This is a genomic window from Bacillus cereus group sp. N11 (genome assembly GCF_016483605.1).
GTDB lineage: Bacteria > Bacillota > Bacilli > Bacillales > Bacillaceae_G > Bacillus_A > Bacillus_A toyonensis.
In genome coordinates this window covers 1-317 of sequence record NZ_JAEHBN010000065.1, presented here as the reverse complement: position 1 = coordinate 317, position 317 = coordinate 1, and the positions used below count along the sequence as shown (strand labels likewise).

Genomic DNA, 317 nt, shown 5'->3' with positions numbered 1-317 from the left:
ATTCGAACCCCCGCGCGACTCTCGCCGCCTGTCGGTTTTCAAGACCGATCCCTTCAGCCGAACTTGGGTATACCTCCATGAAGGAAAAAATATTTTATTATTATATGTAGCTAAACCATTTCAAAAAAAATGGAGGAGGTAGAGGGATTCGAACCCCCGCGCGATTCTCACCGCCTGTCGGTTTTCAAGACCGATCCCTTCAGCCGAACTTGGGTATACCTCCGAGACATATAATAAATAAAGTGGAGCCTAGCGGGATCGAACCGCTGACCTCCTGCGTGCAAGGCAGGCGCTCTCCCAGCTGAGCTAAGGCCCCA

Annotated in this window: 2 tRNA genes; both read right to left on the bottom strand. The window is 51.1% G+C overall.

Going from position 1 to position 317, the window contains the following annotated elements:
• Positions 1-130: 130 nt before the first annotated feature.
• Positions 131-223, bottom strand: a tRNA-Ser gene (locus JDS98_RS29680).
• A 20-nt stretch (positions 224-243) separates the two neighbouring features.
• Positions 244-316: transfer RNA gene (locus JDS98_RS29675), tRNA-Ala, on the bottom strand.
• Position 317 lies beyond the last annotated feature (1 nt).